This window comes from Mesorhizobium sp. RSR380A (genome assembly GCF_054719385.1).
Window position 1 is genome coordinate 1,226,991 of sequence record NZ_JBTTIB010000001.1, and the last position, 16,783, is coordinate 1,243,773.

Sequence of the window (16,783 nt, forward strand, 5' to 3'; positions counted from 1 at the left end):
CGGAGCGATCGCATTGACCGGTTTTGGCCAGCTTGCCACTCAAGCCTGCGCCAACTGGCTGGAACGACCTAGCCTGGAGAGACCAGCACCGTTCGGCTTAAGGCGGCCGGTTCGCTGCGACGCCGCCTCCGAATGGACGCGCGCGACATTCAAGGCGTTTGCGACATGCCAGGCATCGCTCTACGGCTTGGAGCCGGTGCTGGCGCACGCGGTGATGGAGATCGAAAGCGGATTCGATCCCGATGTGCACGGCGCCGATGGTGAGGTCGGGTTGATGCAGGTAATGCCCGCGACGGCCCGAATGCTGGGCTTTCGTGGCTCGCTCGACGAGCTTGGCGCGCCGGCGACCAACATCGCGCTCGGCGTCAGATATCTGGCGCAGGCAAACAGCCTTGCCGCAGGCGATCTCTGCACCACCGTCATGAAGTATCGTGCCGGGCACGGTGAAACCCGGTTCTCCGAACTTTCGGTCCGCTACTGCCGGCGTGCGCGTGCAATCCTGGCGAGAGAAGGTTTTGCGGTGGCCGGGCCATTGCCGGTGGCGACGTTCGGATTCTCCGCATTCCCGACAGCAGGAGACGATGGTGCCCCTGCCCCGGCGAGGCGGATTTGTGTGCGCCGGCTGTTCGTGCCGGGCCCGCGATACATGAAATGCACGGACTATCGAAGCGCCGGGCAAGCCAGAATGATCAAGGCGCTCCGGGCAAGACTTTTCGACGGCTGAGCCATAATCCAGCAATTGCAAAGACGGCGAGGCAAGTCTGCCGTAAGATGAACGGATGAGACCGGATAAATACCCGGCGGGATATCAGGGAGGCATCATGGATTCTGGCCGGCAGCGACACGGTTCGTGGACGTGGGCGATCGTCTTTGCGTTCGCGGGCATAGTGTCGGGCTGCCAGTCGAAGGGCAGCGTCTCGGACGCGCTCGACCCGGCGGCGATAGCCGCACCCGGAGCGCCGGCCGCCGGCGCTGTTGCCGGTCCCGCCCAGGCGACGCAATCGCTCGGCACGGGATCGACGAAGGTCACGATGCTGCTGCCTTTGTCGGCCCCGGGCAACGCCGGCGAAAACGGCAGGAAGATGCTCGATGCGACCAAGCTGGCGATGGCCGACCTTGGAAATGTCCTGCTCACGGTCACGGTCGAGGACACCAAGGGCGACAGCGCGCACGCCAGCGAATTGGCTGTGAAGGCGATCACCACTGGAACTAAGATCGTTATCGGCCCGGTCGAACTCGCGGCCGCGCAGCACATAGCCAAGCTCTCGGGATCGAAGCGACCGCCGGTGCTGGCGCTGGCCGACAATTTCGCCGGCGGCCCGGGCGTCTATGCGGTGCGCCTCAACGAGGCCGACAGCGCGGCCGCGGGCGCAGCCGGCCTGGCGGCCAAAGGCAGCAAGAAGTTCGTGTTGCTCGTCGCGGCAGGAGCGAATGCCGGCGCGGTTGAAAAGCGGGTCGCCAACAGCCTCAGCATCTATGGCGCGACGCTCGCCGTCACCATTCCGTATCCGGCCGGCGATGGCGGCACCAAAGTGGTCAATGATATGAGCTCGCTGGTCGAGGCTCCCGATGCCATCATCATCGCCAGCGGCGACGACAATCCGGCGCAGATCCTTGCGGCGCTCAAAACGAAAGGCATTCCTGGAAAAGCAATTGCCGTCGTTGGAACCAACCGCTGGCTGGAACATCCGATGGAGCCGCTGTTTGAGAGCTCCTACATCGCCACGCTCGACCCAACCGAAACCGGCCCGATCGCCGACCGCTTCAAGACGACCTACAATTATCCAGCCGACGCCAATGTCGCCTACGCCTATGATATGGTCGCCCTGACAGCAGGAATTGCAAGTTCGGCCGGGCCTGACGGCTTCAGCAAGCAGGTGCTCGAAAATCGGAGCGGATTTCGCGGATCGACCGGCCTGTTCCGGTTTCGGGCGGATGGCTCCAGTGAGCGATCCATGCCCTTCTACCAGGTTCGAAAAGGCGTACTCAAGCTGGTCGCCAAATCGACATCGGGGTATTGAGGGGCAAGGAACCTTGCTTGAGTTGATGAGCTGGCTGAGGCACAATCGCTTGATATTGCTCGGAAGCCTGCTCCTCCTGTCCGGGGTCTTGTTGATCATCCGGGCCGCCGATCTGCTTCCCGTCGATCGGCCGATACCAGCGCCGCGTCAATCCATCGACGATAGCCAGCCAATGCGACCAGTTGCGACCGTCGCCAATACGCCATGGCGAGGACGGGCACGCAAGATTGCTCAGGACCTTATCGCGCCGCCACAGCTTGATTCGGCGCAAATCGAACGGGTCGAGCCGCGCCCGCCGCTCAGCGACCTTGGTCTGGCCGCGCCTGCAGGGATGCGAATGCCAAAGGATTGGAAAGAGGTCCTGCTGTACCAACCGGTTGCCACCTCGTCGGCAACCTTCGAATCCGTAGGGCGCAAGGTAGCCATCAGCGGGATCCAAGGCATTGACCTGGATGAGACCTGTTCCTTTCGTGGCATCGCCTGGCCTTGCGGCCAGCGTGCGCGCGCGACGTTCAATTCCTGGCTGCGCGGCCGGGCGCTGAAATGCGTCGTGCCGCCGGAAATCGATCGTTTTGCCATTGCGGCACCGTGCAGCTTGGGCAAGCAGGATGTCGGCGCGTGGCTTGTTTCCAATGGCTGGGCGACGGCCTTGGCGAGTGGCATCTATGGCAAGGCGGAGGCAGTGGCCAGAGACGCGCAGATGGGGATATTCGGCCCGCCGCAATAGCCGATAATTCGGTGTCGTTGCTTTTGCCGCCGTAGCCTTGCTTTTGAAGGGCTGATTTCGGGCCGATGGTAGGTGATTGCGCCATTACTAAAATTGTATGTTTCCTCGAAACTGAAAGTGCAGCACCTTGGCCTTATGACAGCCGATCAGGCGGGAGATTGGCTAATGATGACACCAATGGCGAATAGCTCGCCCCGGCAATGGAAAGATATCGCATGGCTGACTGCCCTGGGATCGGCGGGAATTCTGCTCCTCTCGGTTGGCCTAAATTATCTGCTTCTGTTCTCGGAAGCCTTGACGCCCTTCGGCCGCAGCATGGTCACAGCGATCCTCTTGCCGGTCATCGTCGGTGGCCCACTTTTCCTGTTCATTGGACTGCAGCGGACCGAGCTCGTCCGTTATCGAAGAGAACTCAACAAGTCGGCGACCTTTGACAGCCTGACAGGCTGCCTCAACCGGACAGTCTTCACGTCGATGGTCGAAAGGAGAGCAACCAGGCCGGAATCGTCTGGTCCAAGATCTGGCGCCTTCCTGGTCATTCATCCCGAACACATCAGGTCCATCAATCTGCGCTTCGGCCTTGGCTGGGGTGACGAAGCCTTGCGGCTCATAGCCTCGACCATCCAGTCATCGGTACGCAAGGAAGATCTGGTGGGCCGGATCGGAACCTCCATGTTCGGGGTCTTTCTGCCCGGTGCGACAGAAGACGACGCCAGGGAGATCGGCGACCGTATCCGGGCGCGCGTGGCCCAAGCCTATTTCGCGCCAAAAGGAACCGCGGACACGCTGACCATCAGCGTCGGCGGCGTGGTGTTTGAAAACGAGTTGGAATTCGAGGACATGTTCCGATCGGCGGAATCGCTGTTATCCGGCGTCGAACGCCAGCCCGGATTTCAATTGTCGCACCTCCACAACTAGCTGAAACAAGTCGTTGCCGGAGGAACACCGCCGCAAATGTCTTGCCGCACGGCTGCGGCAGCGATCATCTTGGCCCTTGTTGCCAAACCGGACGATTGACCCATGGGCGGTTTCAACCCGTGGGAGGTCTGGTTCCTGACGGTGCTGACGGCATCGCCGCGCATCGCTGGCAGTATTTGCCGGACCGACCAAGTTCTGGTTGCCGCTGGTTGCAGCAACCTTGATCGCCTTGATGGCCGGCTATCGGACCATGCTGCTGCCGCCGAACTCCTGACAGGTCGAGACACCCGCCGCGCGAGTAGCATCAGGTTCGGCGCTCAGGGTACGAGCGACAAAGCTTGAGGCACACAGATGCTGGACCCCCACGGCTCTCTCTTCATCGGTGGGGATCACAAGCGCGTCGACGTCGGAACCAGCAAGGCTGATGACCTCGTCGCCTCGCCCATTCAGCTTGTGGTCGATATTAACCGCAAGCCAGCCGGCCACAGCCCCGGCCCTCTCTCGAATATATGGCGCGTTTTGGCGTATGCCTGCCTTGAACACCAGCGTGTCCAGTCCGCCTATCGCAGCGGCCAGCGACCCGATCTCGCGTGCGATACGATAGACGAAGAGATCGACTGCTTCGGCGGCAAGAGGATCATCGGAGTCGATTAGCGTCCGCATATCACCGGATATCCCCGACACTCCGAGCAGGCCGGATTGCTCGTAGAGAAGGGTGACCAATCGTCCGTCTGCAGCTTCCGGTCATTCAGCAAATGGAGGGTGACGCCAGGATTGAGCGCGCCGCAACGCGTGCTCATGACGAGGCCGTCCAATGTCGAAAACCCAACACTTATTCCAGCATTCATGGCGCACAGACTGGCACCGCTGCCGAGATGGGCGACGATCACCTTGCCGCCAGCTGCGGGTCCGTAGCGGGTCCGAAGCTGCGAAGCGATATGGCTATAGGTAAGCCCGTGAAACCCATAGGAAATGCCGGCATCGGTCATCGCATGCGGAAGGCCATAGATCTTGGCGATCCGAGGCCGAGCGTATTCTTATGGATGACGATCTGGATGCGCCCAGGTAGTCGTCTTCATACGTGTCCTCGCCATACGGAGTTCAGAACCCGCCAATTGCACGTGGTTGCCGCCGATTACCGCACGCATCGTTGCAGGTTCTTTCGAGACCGGGAGGCTTAGCTACTGTGACAGGCGCCAACGAAAGACCGACAAATTGACGAACAGGCCCAAAGCCATTTCACTCTAGCGGAAAGACTTAGCCAATAACGCTCAATTCAAACTTTGAGAATTAAGCGTAATCCATTGATGTAGTAAGTTTGTGGGCCCGGAGGGTCAGCGTTTTCTACAGGAAATCAGTACGTCAGTGGTTGGTTCGCCAAGCCGTTTCTCTCGTATTCTCTCGTATGGTCTGGCGAACCAAAGGCCAAGAAGACAACTAGTTCCATGAGAGCTGTATTTGACCATGGTAGTATGAGCGCTGCCGCATTTGGCCGGAAGCTGACTGGCCGCTTCTGGCGCAAAACGATAACGGACGTTTAACCTGGTCTGGTTCAAGCACCGTTGTCGGGTTCAAATCGCGTGACCACGCCAATGCTACTCCAGTATGGCGCTTCGGAACCTCCAGGTTGCGGGGCCTTGTGATCGCAAGTAAACAGTCGCGGAATTTGGTCACACGAAATGGCCAATGACCGGTTTCGAACGTCCGCAATTCGTGGCGTCAACGATATATTGCACACCGACGGGACCTTACTGACCGATGCCGGCCTGCTCGCCTGGAGGCTGGGGAGGAGCGGCCCGGGGAGTCTCTGGGCCGGCATCGGTCACCGCTGGCATTACGCTGTTGCCGGCGGAAGCTGAGAGTCATTGTGATAAGGGCAATTCGCCCACCTCGTCGTCAAACTGCGCGGCCGTGAATGACCTACTGCATTCCGCGGAGGGAATTCACGTCGGCCCAGAACTCGGCGTAGGGCTTGCTCATTGCCGCGTCATTGCATTCGCGCATGATCATTTCGCGCATGGGCTTTGGCTTGGCCATGAAGACCGCCTTGAACTCGGGCATGGACTTCAGTGTCTTCATCGAGGCATCGGTGTAGAATGGCACGATATTGTCGACGACATCAACCGCGCCGGCAACTGCCATGCTCCCTAGATTGCCGGCCGAGCACCCGCCGCGTGAACGTGCTGCTCAGGGAGAACAATAGCGAACGCGCTCATTGCCTCTCCTTCGCTGCGCGTTTTGCCCCAGCCAGGCCACGCGCCTTTCTCGTTCGCCGGACTTTGGGCTTACAATTCCAATCTCGACATAACCAGCTGCACCATCATCACAAAGCCTGCCGCAGAACCGATGAAGCAGTTGCATGATCAACAGCCTCTCATTCTCTACCAGGCATACTATGACGCCTGGCTGGACCAGGGGACCAAAGGACCAGCCTCAAGGACATTCTCAGCCACGACATCGACGGTCAGCTGCAGTTCAACCGCGTTGGACGTGAAGTGAACACGAGCGCCGTCAACAAATTTCCCAACGACCATCCCGGCCTGGTCGGGCGGAGCCGGCGACTTTTTCTGTTCGCCGAAATCGTCAAGCATGCCCCTGCTGGGGCGAAGCTTTCTAAAGCACGCTCCGACCACATATTTAGGAGGGCGGGATGACAGAGCGTCAGCAAGAGATCGTCGCGAATGCATGGGCACTGGCTACGGGCGCACAACAAATCCTAGAGGCGCTTCTCATCATGCTGAAAAAGTCGGGAACGTCGCGCGACCTTCGATTGCCGGGTAGCCGGGAAGTGGACCATCAGTTAGGGTCCGTAGCCAGAGCGTGATAAAGCAGCAAACACACTATCATAGAAACGGCGCTGCCTAGCAGCTGGTCTGCCGTCAGGCCGGAAAAATAGACAAGATGAAACGCCACCAACGCTCTACCAATCACGGTTCGGAACACTGCCGAACTAACCGTTAGTCGGCGCTAATGTTCCGGTCTGGACTCGCTACCGCTTTGGAAGCATTCTGCACTCGGGGGAGAGGGCGTGGGCAAAGTCCAGCGTCATCAAGGTGCGGATCAGGCCGACCGCTGGCGCAAAAACGCAAAGGGGCGGTGGATGTGGCGACGGCAATATCTGCCGGCGCTGGTGATGGTTCCCTGACCGGCTCATCCCAGCTGGCTGGCTGAGTGGCACCCGCACGGCCGGCGCGGGGAGCTGCGATATCAAGGGCAACATTTCCACCAGTACCGATGAGCGATTTATCACGTTCCAGGGCAGGAGCATTACTGGAAGACGACGATCAGTTTCAGTACAGCGAGCGCTGGCTGTGCAGCGAGGCAGAGGCATGGGCCGCCGGCTGGCGCAAAGCAAGGCGGTAGCGCGGTAGCCACCACCATGTGCAGGCCAACCAGCCCGTCATCATGGTCCGAACCTGATCGCACCCGCCGACCTTGGTCTCAACGTCGTTGATTGGCACTGCCACGCGGCTTTCCTTCATTCGCATGGTTCGCAGACATTATCATGATCGCATACTCTCATCATCCGGCGTCGTCTCCCTCACAAAGCAGCGCCGGTAAGGCTCGGCGCCCTTCTTGTTTGTCCCGTGTGCCAAAGGAGGTCGCCGGGCCTGCCGTTGCTCATCTTTGCGGGTTGCTCCTGATGGCTCCGCTTGGCGCCGTGGCCCTGCGTCTTCCTTCGGGTAAGGCCGGCGAGGCGCTTGTCAGACGGCCTGGCATGTAGGATTATGGTCCTCGTTGCGGCGACGCCCTCAATGGAGAGCGCCAATGGCCAGAACAAACCTTCCGAACAGCTTTCCCGGGCTGAAATCGAGCGCTTCCTGGCGGCAGCCGAAGCGCTGCACAAGAGCATCGCCGGGCCGCTCCTGGCGTACCACAGGGAGCACTGCCAAGCTCTACCTGAGGCCCATGGACCCCTGTTGAAGTCGATTGAGACGGTCACCGGCCAGAAGGCGCAGTTCATCCGCTGGAACGGGACAGGACCGGCACAGCCCCGGAGAAGCCTCCGGGCTGGTTCTCCTCGCGCAACTCTCGCGCCGCATCACCTCTAAGAGCAGTTCGAAGACGCTTTCGATTTCGCCGTTGATTTGGTCGGCAGGGATGCCAGGCTTCTCGGCCGCTGTCGTCAATTGGTCTGCTAAGTCGCTGGCGGCGATCGGATCGCCCCGCGTCACAATCGCGGCGCGGAGGGGTTTTATTAGCTCCCCCTCATCTTGACGCCGGCGCCGGCTGCTCCAAAGTCTTGGGCATGGCTCGGGGAAGTATCAAAGTTGGCGACGAGGTCGCAGTCACGGCGATTGTGCGCGGCCGGGTGACGCCCGATCGCATAAGCGTGACGATCCCCTCCTACGACTTCCCGCATTCTGTTGTCGATTCGACTTGGAAGGCTGTGATTGGCCAGCATATGGAATTGATCGGCCCTGTCACACGCATCGACGGGGACAAGGTAACCGTCAGCCTCCGGCCATTGGTGACTGTCGACGCCGAGCACGTGCGCCTTGTCGAAAGACATGTGGCACTTCCACGCGGGCGAAAAAAGTCGCTGGTTGACAAGGCTTAAACTTCGTTGCCGACCCCAGGAACAGCCCACTGAAACTTTCCCCATCACATCGGCTCTGGTCGCCTCCCGCTAGCTGCCGGCGCGTTGCGATATCGGCGCAGTAGACGGGTCGGCATTTTCCGAACTTTCCGACATCTCGTCGCGATGACGTTGGCGAAGGCGCTTCAGCAGTTCGCGTGAGGCTTGGATCGCCCTGCGCGATTGATCCATGTTCTGGCGAAACGTGGCGCGTTCCTCCATGGACTTCTGCCACTTCAGCAAGGTAGCCGTAGTCGCAGTGGCCGCTTGAGCGATATCTATGGGCGTTGCAACCATCGCATCCTCCCAAAAAAGGCAATGGTAAACGCAATCTTTATAGGCCCGCCGAAACCCTTTCTTCAATCAAAAACGACCGTACAGATTCATACACCAAATGGCTATTCGTCGGGGCGCTCGACGGCGGCTTCGTCGACCTCGGCCTCCATCTCGTCGTTGACGGTTTTGGTCTTGCCAAAACCGTCCATCGCCACACCGTCAAGCCCTGCAGCCAGCTGGCACCTCACGCTCCTTGCCATCCTTGCGCGCTTGGGCGCCGTACATCCAGGCGTAGGTGGCGCGTTCCTGATCTTTCTTAGGCATGGCCATTTGCATCATCCTCCCGGAAATCCAGCAGCATTGCGTGCCCCAGCTTCTCTTCGCCTTTGAGGGTCTTGACCCAGCCAACCAGTCCGGGCTTCAGCCACTCGGCCTTGTCCTTTTTATGCCCCTTCGGGACCGGGCCGCCAACCTTGCCCTGGACGCGATCCCAAAGCGCTTGCCGCTCATCGGCACTGAAGTTGACGAGTGCGCCGCCTTTATAGAGGCCCTTTTCAGCGATGATCACCTGGGTAGCTTTGCCGCGCTCGCGCTGTGCACCGATGATTTGCATTTCCTTTTCCTCAAAGCACTTGATCTTGCGCCAAGCGCTCGTTTGCCGCTGCGATATGGGCTGCCCTTGAGCTTCGAGACCATGTCTTCTAGCCCGTCTCGCCGACCAGGTGGCAAACGGCGTCACCAGTGCGGCATCGCTCCGCTGAATTGAATGCGCCCGCCGGCAGGGATCATTTCGTGCAGGATCTCGCCGCGATCTTCGGTCGGCATCCCGCGCAGGTCATGATGCGTGGAACCCTGCCGGTTGCTGACCGTTCTCCGTCAATGGAAGCCCCGAACCAACAGAGCCAAACGATCCTCGTGGTTGACGGCGACGTCATCGCCCGATGCGTCATCGCGGACTATCTCCGCCACTGTGGCTACAGGGTGATTGAGGCCCATTTCGCACGTGAGGCGCAACAAGCGTTGAACTATGCGGAGTTCGGTGTCGACACCGTCTTGTGTGACGTTGACCTGCCGGGCAACATGAACGGGTTCCAACTGTCGAAGTGGGTTCGCGAGAACAAGCCCGAGGTCAAAATAGTGCTTTCCGCCGCAGTAGAACGAACTGCGATCGCGGCGGGCGACCTTTGTCAGGAAGGCCCGCACCTTGCGAAGCCGTATGAGCCGGCCAACGTAGTGGACCATATCAGGCGACTGCAGCGTGTTTGGAGCTTACGATCCAGGAACCCTGGTGCAAAGCGCAATTGATCTCTGTCCAGACGCCGAGAGGCTCGTCTGCATACCAATGGTGATTTAGCCCTGCGAACTGGACGCCGCTCAAAGGAAGAACGGCGTATAAGCCGCAGTCCTGCGTGCGGCCGCAACAGTGGACGGTTGTCGCGCGCAGGACGGAGGAAATTCGCCCTCCTGCGCGGGCGGTGAACGGGATACCGTAGGAGCGTCAGCATAGCGCCGGCCACAGGATGGGACGCGGCACCGACTGTCCCCGTCCGGTAGTCCGCATGTTTTGGTCGAAGCCGACCGGCTGAGATCGTGCGCATTTTGGTTCTCGACGGTACGGCCGCTGATCGGCGATGATGCGAGGACCGAGTTGCCTGGAAGAAATCGATCTGGTCTTGCACCTTTTTTGCTTCCTCATTCGCGGGGCAGCTTGTGATTTTCCAGCCTGACAGACCCTCCCCTGTCTATAAGAAATTTCCCGACGCATGAGCGCACGTCCAACACAGTGCGGGCTCCAATGCTCACCGGCTGCGCGAGAATGGTAACCACCTACCTTGAGGGGAGCGCCACGTGCGTAGTCAACGATGCAGGCGCTGCCAACCTCGGCATCCCCGGGAATAGCAGGCTTATAAATGAATATATCGTTGATCAACGCTATCGGCGCAGCCGCCGGGAGATGGACAGACCGCGTTCCAGCTAGGGGTATCGATGTTCCAGGCTAAAGGCATTGGCATGCCCGAATTAGAAAAAAGACCTGAATCCCGTAAAGCAGCAACAAAATGCCGAAAGCTATCCAGAAGCCGGGTCGCGTAAGCAATGCCAGATCTTTTCTTAGCTGCTCCATTCACATCAACTAACATGGCCAAGCGTCGTTCCCGTCCGCTGGGGACAAATTTCAACTAAGCTGATCGTCGCATAATGGCCGCGCCACTGCAGATCGAGACACCTCAGCGCCCCGCATGAGCACGCGCAACTCGATCGGAGGCGCAAGGAGAAAGTTCGGAACGGTTCCAAGAACCCCAAGCAAATTGAGCGCCGCAGCGGACGATAAGGTTCACGCATATCCCCGGCGAACATCCGCACAGCATTGGTCAACATCAACGGCAGAAGGGCGTCCGAAAAGAAACGCATCTCTGCGTCACCGCCTCATCGAGAGTCACCGCTGCGGCATCCTGAATACGGTCGGCGATCCGAAGAGCATGCATTGCGCAAGATTTTCCAGATGAACTGATGCCGAGACCGGCCCAAGCGTCCACCCTAGCCTCCAGCCGGTCATTGCATGAGACTTCGACAGGCTGTTCACAATTATCGTCCGCTCTCTCATTCCGGGACTGAATGCTATTGAGAGGAACTCGCCGTCGAACACTGTGCTGCGGTAAACCTCATCGCTGATGATCCATAGATTGTGCCGCTCGGCAAATGTGGCAATGGTTTCCAGATCCTCCTTGCCGAACACATATCCGCCGGGATTGTTTGGGGAGTTCAGCAAGATCGCCCGCGTTCGATCTCCTACCGCTGAACGGAGAATATCCTCGGATGCCTTCCGCCGCGCATTTTGCAGCGATAGTTTGACGGGTCGGACCACTGCTCCATCGGCGCGTATTGCCGCTTCGTATGTAGATACCAAGGCTCAAGGCAAAGCACCTCGTCGCCAGCTCCGGCAACGGAAGCTTAGTGCGATTGAGCGGCCAGGCGGCCGGTCCCCAATTCGTTCGAATGATGCGCTTGCCTCGCCAATGTCGCATGGTGAGTCAGCCGGCAAACCAAAACACTCAACCGCCGGTTAGGCCCGGCCGCCTGATGCGCCCCACAAGAGGCTGTGCCGGGCCGTTCGTCGGGGCTTCTGCACCTGAGTTGTTAATGTGCCCAGGCAACACACCATTGACGCCAAGACGATGGCAAGAAGGGGAGCCGCGCAGTCCTCAAGAATAAGTCAGCAGGCACCTAGACCGATGTAGGGCCTTCCGATCGCAGCTCTCGGCTCCTCGCGGCGCCGGCGCCCTGGCATCGTTTGATTGAACGAAGACGCTGAGTTGAGCTCTCGATACAAAAGCATCTCAGTCCTCGTGCCTCAATGGTCCGGGCATGCGGCTGCAGGGGATGAAGTCATGAAGTTCAGGGATTTGATCAGACGCGCCGAGGACAATGTGGAGAGGTCGTTCGACGATCTCGAAGCTGACTTGGCTAACGCTGTCGACCAGTGCCTCGATTTGGAGGATGTCGCCGACGTGCCAAACATGGCAGGCGAAAACAACGAACAGGATGACAGCGTACCAAGCGAGGACGGTGCCGGCGACGACGATGATAGCTCGCCGATACCAGCGCATCGGATGACCTCACATACGCAGAGCCGAATTGCTGCCGTGAGCTCGTTTAACGGCTTGTTCCACGATGCCAAGCTCCATTTCGAGGAGATCAACGCAAAAATCTCCGAAATTACAAGCACATGTCAACTGACGTCCGAGTTTTTTCACATCCTTCACGCGGACATTCTCCGTGCCAACGAACTGGAGTTGGCGAATCAAAATCTGATCGCAGATCAAAGGAACTTGTCGGAAACACTCAATGACCTGAACAGACGGTACTGTGAGCGTCAAGGCACCGTCGAGACATTGCAGCAGCGCCAGGCAAGCCTTGTTCAGGAGTGTGAAGTGCTCCGTGGCGCGTTGGCCGCGGCAAGGCTGGAGCTGGTCGAAGCGGCGAACACCACCACAAAGAACGAAGCGGAATTTGGCGACCTCACGAACAAGCTTGCCGCCGCAAATGTCGAGGCCGACAGGCGCTCCCGAGAGAACAAACAGCTGCGTGAAAAGAATGTGAGCCTGTCTATTGACCTGGAAAAGGCCATGAAGCGGGAGGAAGAGGCACGGCATAGGCTGGATGCCTTCTCCACGATCCATGCCAACGAAGCTGCGCGAAATTCCGAAATGCTGAGTGCGCTCGGCAAGAGCGAAAAAGAGGCAATCAAATTGCACACCTCACTCGAGGTTGCGCAGGCGAAGCTATGGGAGGTGACCGAAGCAGCCAGGATTATGCAGGCGGACATGGATGGCGAGCTTAAACGCTGCCAGGCTGAGAACCGAGGATTGCGCTCAGAAATTCAAAGTCTCCAATCGCGCTTCGAACTCGCCTCAAACGCAAACAACGAGGCCGCGGCCGAGATCGCCAGGCTCCAGCTACAATGGAGCGACGCCCTGGCCGAAAAACAGGTGACCGACGAAAGGTTGGCCGCACTCACCGAGGAGGCCGAAACCAACAAGGTGAACCTTTCCAAGATCGCCGCAGATTTTGCACAGCTGTCCATGCAGCAGGCGTCCGATCAGATTGAACTCGATGTGAGACGGCAGGAATGCGAGGACTTGCGGGTCGAGATTGCCTCGGTCAATGCTCGGGTCAGGGAATTGCTGCCCTACAAGAGGTCGCATGGAAGCGCGAACGCCTTGCCGCATACATCTGACGTGGCAAATGTAGCGGTGACTGCAGACCGAACGGTGCATGCCGCACGCCGTGTCCGCCGCAGGGCCCTCGCCGCGTCGTAGGAGCAAAGAACCTCTCCTCGTGAGGCAATTGCCCATGTCGATGATCGTGGAACGGTATGCGCTGTTTGTTGCGCAAAAGATGACAGGACACTAACGCTGTTGTCGGGGCAGGACTTGGTGAGGCGGCCAGGAAAATCCTGTTGGGGCATCCTTGTAGCCGGGACAATGTCCCAGACGAGCCTCGCGCGTCGGCCGCAGGCGTCACCCCTGTGGCATCACGTCGCCTACCCTAATATGTCAGCAAGCACGCCTGCCGTGTTCCCGCGGTCGACCGCTCACAGCCGCCATGTCATTCCCGGAAAGCCCTCGACATCTGGTCGGTAAGCGGCTTCAGCAGATAAGACCAGACGCTGTGTTCGTCCGTACTTATGTGAACCTCCGCTGGCATACCGGGTTTGAGCACTTTGGCATCGGTCAGACAGGTGGACTTGTCTTCGACATTGATGCGCGCCGAGAAATAAGAAAGCTGGCGCTGTTGATCTTTTATCAGGTCCGCCGAGATGCGCTTGACAGACCCTTGGCAGGCAGGCGTAGTGCCGGCGTCGAAAGCCGGAAACCGGATCGAGACCCGCTGACCTGGACGAACGTCATCTATGCGCGACGGCGCAATCAGCGCGTCGACGACAAGGTTGCCGGTGTCAGGGACAATCATCATGAGAACCTCGCCCGCGGCAATCACGCCGCCGATCGTGTGAATGGAAGATTCCTGTACGGTTCCCGATTGCGGCGCGCGGATGGTGGTTTTGGCCAGTTCGTCCTGTGCCACAACCTTGCGCTCGCTGAGTTCGGTTTGCTTGGCTTCCGTTTCACGAAGTTCGCTCGTTACGTCACTACGCCTTTGTTCATCGAGCTGAAGAATCTGCAATTCGGTCTCGCTGATCCGGGCCTGCGCCTCGGCAACTGCCGCCGCGAGGCGCCCTGATTCTCCGTGCGCCCGGGTGGCATCCAGTCTGATGTTGCTAAGTCGCTCTTTGGACACCAGTTTCTTTGTAAAAAGCGCCTGTACATCGACAAGATCGCCATCCAGCAGGACCACGGATTGTTCTTCCGCGGTCTGTTGCGCCTTGAGGCCCTCAACTTGGCGTTCGAGTTGCTTTGAGCGGCTTTGCAACTGTGCCTTCTGCCCGTTGAGGGCCGTAGCGCGGCTTTCGAACAGCGTGCGCTCACCGTTCACCAAGGCAGCCAGTTCCGGCTCGCCCATTCGCGCTTGAAGGCTGAACGGAAGCTGCATCTCCGACAGGCCTTGCCGCTCTGCCTCCAGCCGCACAAGCCGAACCGTTGCCCGATCAAGATCCTTGCTAATTATCTGCAGATTGGCCCGTGTCAGTGTGTCGTCCAACCGTGCCATCACATCGCCGGCCCGTACATGATCCCCGTCTTGCGCGAAGATGCCACCTATCGTGCCGCCCGTCAGATGCTGCACCTTCTTTATGTTGCTCTCGACCACCACGGTCGCCGGCGCAATTACCGCGCCAGCAATCTTGGTCAGACCGAGCCAGAGCCCGCCGCCGGCAAGCAACATAACCGTGACCGCCGCACCCAGGATCAGGTTGGCCCCGATTCCATCGCGCGTGCCCGAAATCGCGTTGCGCCGGCTCCCATTGCCGATCGGGGCCGATGGAGCCATCGTCGCCTCAGACAAAAAAATATCCCTCATGCATGACCGCTCACCCCTTTGTGCATCGCGACGGCCGCTGCCGGGCGTTCAACAGGCGCAGCAAAGGGGCGGATGACGTTGGCCAGGACCTCCTCGCGTGAGCCGAAGGCGTGAAGCATCCCATTGGACATTACGAGTACCCTGTCGATATTGGTAAGGGCAGAAGGACGGTGCGCAACTACGATGACGATGCCTCCACGTCTGCGCACTGCCAGGATCGCACCGGCCAAGGCGGTATCGCCATCGACGTCCAGATTTGAATTCGGCTCGTCCAGAACGACAAGAAACGGATCGCCGTAAAGTGCCCTTGCAAGCCCTACGAGTTGCCGCTGTCCAGCCGACAAGGCTGTTCCTCCCTCGCCCATGCGTGTTTGAAAACCGTTCGGCAATCGCAGGATCATTTTGTCGACGCCCGCTGCCTTGGCAGCTGCAAGCACGCCCTTGGCGTCGCCCTTCCCGCCAAATCGCGAAATGTTGTCGGCAACCGTTCCATCAAACAGTTCGACGTCCTGGGGCAGGTAGCCAATATGTGCGCCAAGGTGTTCTTGGTCCCATTGGTCAAGCGAGGCGTCGTCCAGCCTCACCGTGCCGCGAAGTGGCTGCCAGACGCCCACCAGCGCGCGCACAAGCGTGCTTTTGCCAGAACCGCTCGGGCCGACAACGGCCATTCCCATCCCTGCAGCCAGGCGGAAGCTGACATTGGCTACCGTCGGTTTTTGCTGGCCCGGTGGCGCTATAGTCAGGTCCTCGACCGCAAGCTCCGCTTGGGGGCGCGGAAGTTCCATATGTTCGTCCCGGTCAGGAAAAGCGGCCAGGGCCGTTGCCAGTTGCGAATAGCTTTGCCGGAACGCGGCGAAGCCTCGCCAGTTCGCGATAGCGGCGTCAACAGGAGCCAATGAGCGGCCCAGCAAGATGGAGGATGCGATGATCACGCCTGGCGAGGCTTCGCCTCCTATCACCAGGTAGGCACCCAGTCCAAGAACGCAGGACTGCAAGGCCAAACGCAGTGCCCTAGAGAGTGCCCCGGTGGCGCCGACGACGTCGGAAAGCTTCTCTTGGTGCCTCAGATATGCGTTATTGATCTCGCCCCAGCGGTGGGCAAGCCGTGCGGAAAGGCCCATCGCGCGTACGACCTCCGCGTTGCGGCGTCCGGATTCGGCGAGATTGCGCTGCGACACCAGCGTCTCGGACGCGCGTGTCACCGATGTGCGGCCAAGAACTTCCGCCATGACCGTGAGCAGCACGACAATGATCGCACCGCTTGTGGACAACAGACCGAGCGCAGGATGCAGGAAATAGATGATCAGCAGGTAAAATGGAATCCACGGAGCGTCGAATATAACAGTCGGCCCCATTCCGGAAAGGAAGCCGCGTAACTGATCGAGATCACGGAGGGGCTGTATCCGGTTCGCATCCTGCCCGCCAATGAGCGGCAAGGACAGCGAGAGGCCGAACACCCTCTGCTTCAAATTCCTATGGACACGATTGCCCACTCGAACCAGCAGGCGCAGCCGCACGAAATCCAGCAGCCCGTAGACAGCGTAAAGACCCAGCATTCCGATCGTGAACCCGACAAGCGTCGGAACGCTCTGCGAAGGTAAAACGCGATCGTAAATTTGCAGCATATAGACCGAGCCGGTCAGGGCGAGAAGGTTTATGACTGCCGAGAAGACGGCGACGCCTACCAGGCCAGGCACGGTCCCAAGCATTGCGCCTCGCAAATCCGACGAACTCCTTCCACCAGGGTTCATAGGCTTCGACCTCCCGTGAGAGATCGTTGCGCAAGCT

At 59.4% G+C, this 16,783-nt stretch carries 16 protein-coding genes and 3 pseudogenes; 8 read left to right on the forward strand and 11 right to left on the reverse strand.

Translation table 11 applies throughout. The features are described 5' to 3' along the window. Positions 1 to 13: 13 nt before the first annotated feature. From ACYG9Z_RS05895 to ACYG9Z_RS05910, 4 genes are all read left to right on the forward strand, one after another. Positions 14 to 724: a lytic transglycosylase domain-containing protein gene (locus tag ACYG9Z_RS05895; RefSeq protein WP_245260768.1), complete on the forward strand. Its 711-nt coding sequence runs from the start codon at positions 14 to 16 to the stop codon at positions 722 to 724. Between the two features lie 97 nt (positions 725 to 821). After that, the gene (locus ACYG9Z_RS05900; protein ID WP_031244258.1) at positions 822 to 2,021 is read left to right on the forward strand and encodes an ABC transporter substrate-binding protein; all 1,200 of its coding nucleotides are present in this window, start codon (positions 822 to 824) and stop codon (positions 2,019 to 2,021) included. Between the two features lie 13 nt (positions 2,022 to 2,034). Further along, positions 2,035 to 2,748, forward strand: a complete 714-nt coding sequence (locus ACYG9Z_RS05905) for a thermonuclease family protein (RefSeq protein WP_245259981.1) — start codon at positions 2,035 to 2,037, stop codon at positions 2,746 to 2,748. Positions 2,749 to 2,913: 165 nt separating this feature from the next. Continuing rightward, positions 2,914 to 3,666, forward strand: coding sequence for a GGDEF domain-containing protein (locus ACYG9Z_RS05910; RefSeq protein ID WP_023687765.1), 753 nt, complete (start codon positions 2,914 to 2,916; stop codon positions 3,664 to 3,666). 240 nt (positions 3,667 to 3,906) lie between these two features. Here the strand turns inward: ACYG9Z_RS05910 and ACYG9Z_RS05915 are convergent. Continuing rightward, positions 3,907 to 4,655: pseudogene (locus ACYG9Z_RS05915) on the reverse strand (hypothetical protein). A 931-nt stretch (positions 4,656 to 5,586) separates the two neighbouring features. Beyond that, the gene (locus ACYG9Z_RS05920; protein ID WP_023753045.1) at positions 5,587 to 5,808 is read right to left on the reverse strand and encodes a hypothetical protein; all 222 of its coding nucleotides are present in this window, start codon (positions 5,806 to 5,808) and stop codon (positions 5,587 to 5,589) included. 96 nt (positions 5,809 to 5,904) lie between these two features. Between ACYG9Z_RS05920 and ACYG9Z_RS05925 the strand changes: the two are divergent. Further along, positions 5,905 to 6,039 (forward strand): annotated as a pseudogene (locus ACYG9Z_RS05925) (SOS response-associated peptidase family protein); the annotation flags it as partial. A gap of 20 nt (positions 6,040 to 6,059) precedes the next feature. Here the strand turns inward: ACYG9Z_RS05925 and ACYG9Z_RS05930 are convergent. Next, the gene (locus ACYG9Z_RS05930) at positions 6,060 to 6,257 is read right to left on the reverse strand and encodes a hypothetical protein (RefSeq protein ID WP_023733236.1); all 198 of its coding nucleotides are present in this window, start codon (positions 6,255 to 6,257) and stop codon (positions 6,060 to 6,062) included. A gap of 437 nt (positions 6,258 to 6,694) precedes the next feature. On the opposite strand from ACYG9Z_RS05930, the pseudogene ACYG9Z_RS05935 reads away from it, so the two are divergent. Continuing rightward, a pseudogene (locus ACYG9Z_RS05935) lies at positions 6,695 to 7,029 on the forward strand (sunset domain-containing protein). Here the strand turns inward: ACYG9Z_RS05935 and ACYG9Z_RS05940 are convergent. The 5 genes from ACYG9Z_RS05940 to ACYG9Z_RS05960 all read right to left on the reverse strand — a co-directional run bounded on the left by ACYG9Z_RS05940 (position 6,957) and on the right by ACYG9Z_RS05960 (position 9,134). After that, positions 6,957 to 7,148 carry a hypothetical protein gene (locus ACYG9Z_RS05940; protein ID WP_023733238.1) on the reverse strand — a complete coding sequence of 64 codons (192 nt, stop codon included), beginning with the start codon at positions 7,146 to 7,148 and terminating at the stop codon, positions 6,957 to 6,959. The pseudogene ACYG9Z_RS05935 and the gene ACYG9Z_RS05940 sit on opposite strands and share 73 nt — an antisense overlap. A 716-nt stretch (positions 7,149 to 7,864) precedes the next feature. After that, a complete protein-coding gene (locus ACYG9Z_RS05945) occupies positions 7,865 to 8,179 on the reverse strand; it encodes a hypothetical protein (protein WP_031244256.1) in 315 nt (104 codons plus the stop codon). Between the two features lie 117 nt (positions 8,180 to 8,296). After that, positions 8,297 to 8,542, reverse strand: a complete 246-nt coding sequence (locus tag ACYG9Z_RS05950) for a hypothetical protein (RefSeq protein WP_023714697.1) — start codon at positions 8,540 to 8,542, stop codon at positions 8,297 to 8,299. Positions 8,543 to 8,643: 101 nt separating this feature from the next. Beyond that, positions 8,644 to 8,769 carry a hypothetical protein gene (locus ACYG9Z_RS05955; RefSeq protein WP_280791034.1) on the reverse strand — a complete coding sequence of 42 codons (126 nt, stop codon included), beginning with the start codon at positions 8,767 to 8,769 and terminating at the stop codon, positions 8,644 to 8,646. A 68-nt stretch (positions 8,770 to 8,837) separates the two neighbouring features. Then, positions 8,838 to 9,134 carry an ATP-dependent DNA ligase gene (locus tag ACYG9Z_RS05960; RefSeq protein ID WP_023753041.1) on the reverse strand — a complete coding sequence of 99 codons (297 nt, stop codon included), beginning with the start codon at positions 9,132 to 9,134 and terminating at the stop codon, positions 8,838 to 8,840. A gap of 179 nt (positions 9,135 to 9,313) precedes the next feature. Here ACYG9Z_RS05960 and ACYG9Z_RS05965 point away from each other — a divergent pair, with 179 nt between their 5' ends. Continuing rightward, positions 9,314 to 9,826 carry a response regulator gene (locus ACYG9Z_RS05965; RefSeq protein WP_023753040.1) on the forward strand — a complete coding sequence of 171 codons (513 nt, stop codon included), beginning with the start codon at positions 9,314 to 9,316 and terminating at the stop codon, positions 9,824 to 9,826. Positions 9,827 to 10,955: 1,129 nt separating this feature from the next. Here ACYG9Z_RS05965 and ACYG9Z_RS05970 read toward each other — a convergent pair. Next, complete coding sequence (locus ACYG9Z_RS05970) at positions 10,956 to 11,426, reverse strand: pyridoxal phosphate-dependent aminotransferase (protein ID WP_081726094.1); 471 nt, start codon at positions 11,424 to 11,426, stop codon at positions 10,956 to 10,958. Positions 11,427 to 11,907: 481 nt separating this feature from the next. Here ACYG9Z_RS05970 and ACYG9Z_RS05975 point away from each other — a divergent pair, with 481 nt between their 5' ends. After that, positions 11,908 to 13,338 carry a coiled-coil domain-containing protein gene (locus tag ACYG9Z_RS05975; RefSeq protein WP_023753038.1) on the forward strand — a complete coding sequence of 477 codons (1,431 nt, stop codon included), beginning with the start codon at positions 11,908 to 11,910 and terminating at the stop codon, positions 13,336 to 13,338. 289 nt (positions 13,339 to 13,627) lie between these two features. Here ACYG9Z_RS05975 and ACYG9Z_RS05980 read toward each other — a convergent pair whose 3' ends face one another. Both ACYG9Z_RS05980 and ACYG9Z_RS05985 read right to left on the reverse strand, forming a co-directional pair. After that, on the reverse strand, positions 13,628 to 14,965 hold the full coding sequence (locus ACYG9Z_RS05980) for an HlyD family type I secretion periplasmic adaptor subunit (protein ID WP_023753037.1): 1,338 nt from the start codon (positions 14,963 to 14,965) through the stop codon (positions 13,628 to 13,630). Between the two features lie 26 nt (positions 14,966 to 14,991). Further along, a complete protein-coding gene (locus ACYG9Z_RS05985) occupies positions 14,992 to 16,704 on the reverse strand; it encodes a type I secretion system permease/ATPase (RefSeq protein WP_023753036.1) in 1,713 nt (570 codons plus the stop codon). Positions 16,705 to 16,783 lie beyond the last annotated feature (79 nt).